The sequence below is a fragment of the Methyloceanibacter sp. genome (genome assembly GCF_050999895.1).
Classification (GTDB): Bacteria; Pseudomonadota; Alphaproteobacteria; order Rhizobiales; family Methyloligellaceae; genus Methyloceanibacter.
This window is the reverse complement of the sequence record NZ_JBPCOU010000005.1, coordinates 1-3097: the sequence shown is the minus strand read 5'-3', so window position 1 is coordinate 3097 and position 3097 is coordinate 1. Positions and strand designations below refer to the sequence as shown.

The 3097-nt window shown below is 62.7% G+C and carries 1 protein-coding gene and 1 rRNA gene; one reads left to right on the top strand and one right to left on the bottom strand.

Annotated elements, in window-relative coordinates; genetic code table 11:
• Positions 1–121, bottom strand: a 16S ribosomal RNA gene (locus ACR2J1_RS00345); the annotation flags it as partial.
• Between the two features lie 807 nt (positions 122–928).
• Between ACR2J1_RS00345 and ACR2J1_RS00340 the strand changes: the two genes are divergently transcribed.
• Positions 929–2968 carry a peptidoglycan DD-metalloendopeptidase family protein gene (locus tag ACR2J1_RS00340; protein ID WP_434017352.1) on the top strand — a complete coding sequence of 680 codons (2040 nt, stop codon included), beginning with the start codon at positions 929–931 and terminating at the stop codon, positions 2966–2968.
• The last annotated feature ends 129 nt before the right edge of the window (positions 2969–3097 follow it).

Below are 3097 nucleotides of genomic sequence, written 5' to 3'. Positions count from 1 at the left end.
TCCCACGCGTTACTCACCCGTCTGCCACTTTCCACCACCCGAAGGTGGCTTCTCGTTCGACTTGCATGTGTTAGGCCTGCCGCCAGCGTTCGTTCTGAGCCAGGATCAAACTCTCAAGTTGAGAATTCAGATTCCGACAAATCCTTGGAGGAATCACTCCAAGGGGTCGCTGCGTTTTGACGAGTTCCCAACAAGCATGAAACGACGCAATCCTTTCGGATCACGCGCAACACGCCTATTGGCTTATGAAAACGCAAGACCGTCAGAGTCTCGTTTGCCAATCCCCCGAAGAGGATCGGCACGCAAGGACTCCGCCGTCCGCGTTTCCCTTTCTTCATATTACAATGTCAAAGAGCCGGTGGGCGCGCGGCCGATGCCACACTCCCGAACCCCCAATGGAAGCAAATCCACCATCGAGAGTCAACGACAGCCGAAGCGTATCTCGAGACGACTCGATCAAGCCTCTTGTGTCCGAATGGGTATCGCGCGGACGAGTATATTCCCGCAGGAAGTGGGATCGACCCGGCGAGTTGGCTATTTAGGGGCCCCCGATCGGCTTGTCAAGGGGTGGGTAACGTTTGTCCGACGCCCTGTTGAGGCGGAGCGACCTTTCCCTTGACGCGTGACATACAGGCCACAATCCTGCCTGAATGCGTCGCCACTCTCCGCATCGTTAACGGCGAGGTACCATACGGGGCACAGTATGGTACAGCCCGCCGCAGGGGGAATGCCGCAGACCTAGTAACGCTTCATCGCTCCTGCAAGGGCCCAAAGGCCAACGGACGATGCTGCCGGTCGGCGCAAAAAACCTCCTCGGTGTCGTCTGATTCTCGCTGAAGGGACAAAGACCGCTTAGGTATTGTCCGCCTGATAGCTGAAGCACGCTGGAGCGTGCAGGCGGCAGCCGCAAGAACGGGGGGAAGGTGTATTGCTGAAGCGCAGCCGCCGCATCGCGCGTCGTAAGCTGGGCCAGGCCCTCGTGCCGGTCGAGGCTCGCGGCCTCCCCGCTATCTATCTTGGTCAGACGCAAAAGACCGAGCGCAAGCTCCCTCCCGTCTATCTCTGCGAACATGGCGCCGAAGGCGCGGGCTGCCGCATCAAATGGCTCGCCAGCACCTGCCTTGCCGGCATGGTGGGCCTTTGTCTGATCGGCGTTGCCGTCTACGCCTCCATGAGCATGGGCGACGGCTCCGGGATGATGAGCTCGATCAAGCGCGCAAGCCTTGCGGCGCTCCAGCCCATCCGCAGCGTCAAGTTCGCCCGCGACAAGCAGAGCCCGACCGCCTCCAAGGAAGATCGCATTCAGATGACCTCCACCGGCTTCGCCCGGCGCAATGTCATCCACGACACGGTCGTCGAGCGCCAAGGCTCGCGCGAATTCATCACCATCAAGCCCTATGTCCGCGTCATCGCCGGGCTTGCGACCGAGAAGCCCGCGAACGCGAGCGAACTGCCGCCCTTCAATCCTTTCAAACTGTATTCCGATGCAACGCCCGTCGGCGCCGGCGCATCCGATGCGAACGCGCCGCAGGCGATCAGCCTCAACGTGCTCGATGTTCCGGGCGGCATTCTTCCCCCGAGCGACGGCGTCGAGCTCAAGACTGAGGAAGTCGACGAGCTGATCGCCGAGGCGGCGGAGAATTTCGCTTTTGCCGAAGCCTCCTTCGGCGCGGACGGCGCCACGCTCCAGCGCGTCGCCTATCATTCGGGCGACAACTTCACCACCGGCTCGCTCGCGCCGAACACGACCGTGATTCACAAATCCATGGACGAGGGCGAGGACGAGAACACCGACCTCGGCGCAGACGAGCTGCCCGACGGCGCGCAGACCAAGACCGTGAAGGTCGGCCGCGGCGACACCCTGATGAGCATCATCATGAAGCAGGGTGCCGAGGCGAGCCAGGCCAAGGCGATGTCCGACGCGATGGATCCGATTTTCCCCGCCGACAATTTGAAACCCGGCAACGAGATCCATCTCACGCTTGCGCCCGCGCCGAGCGACACCGGCCAGATGGAGCCGATCAAGGTGAGCGTCGTCGACAAAGACGACGCCCATCTCGGCACCGTCTCCCGCACCCGCAGCGGCGACTTCGAAGCCACCAAGACCGACACGACCGCCGCGACCGTGGCCGAGCTCAAGGCGCAGCAATCCTCCCTGCGCGCCTCGCTCTATGAAAGCTTCTACCGCGCCGCCGTGCAGGAGAAGATTCCGGCGGACAGCATTCTGAAGCTGCTCCGCGTGCATTCCTACGACATCGATTTTAAGCAGAAGGCCAAGTCCGGCGACGTGTTCGAAGCCTTCTTCGACATTCCCGAGGGCGAGGACGAGCGCGAGACGAGCGGCGAGATCCTCTACACCTCGATGACGGTCGACGGCCAGACCCGCAGCTTCTACCGCTTCCGCACCCCCGACGACGTCGTCGACTTCTATGACGAGAGCGGCAACAGCGCGAAGAAGTTCCTGATGCGCAATCCCGTCAAAGGCGGCCGCTACACGTCCGGCTTCGGCAACCGCAAGCACCCGATCTTGAACCGCTGGCGCACGCATACCGGCGTCGACTGGGCCGCGCCCTCGGGCACCCCGATCCTCGCCGGCGCCGACGGCACCGTGGAGCAGGTCGGCCGCGAAGGCGGCTACGGCAATTACATCCGCATCCGCCACGCCAACGGCTTCGCCACCGCTTACGGGCATCTGTCGCGCTACGCCGACGGCCTCGCCGCGGGGCTCACTGTGAAGCAGGGCCAGATCATCGGCTTCGTCGGCTCGACCGGCTACTCGACCGGCCCGCATTGCCACTACGAAATCCTGGTCAACAACAAGTTCGTCAACCCGATGACCATTCAGGTGCCGCGCGGCCTTCAGCTCAACGGCCGCATGCTCGCCGACTTCCAGAAAGAGCGGAACCGCATCGACGCCCTCATGCAGATGGACCCCGTCACCAGCCGCGTCGCCCAAGCGACCAAATAAGCATTCCGCGCCGGCTCTTCTTTCCTCCCTCCTCCCCCGCCTCTCTCTGTTCTTGTCATGCCCGCGAAGGCGGGCATCCAGTAACCACCGCCCCATCGTTGTCTTACTCCTGTCCTCGTCATGCCCGGC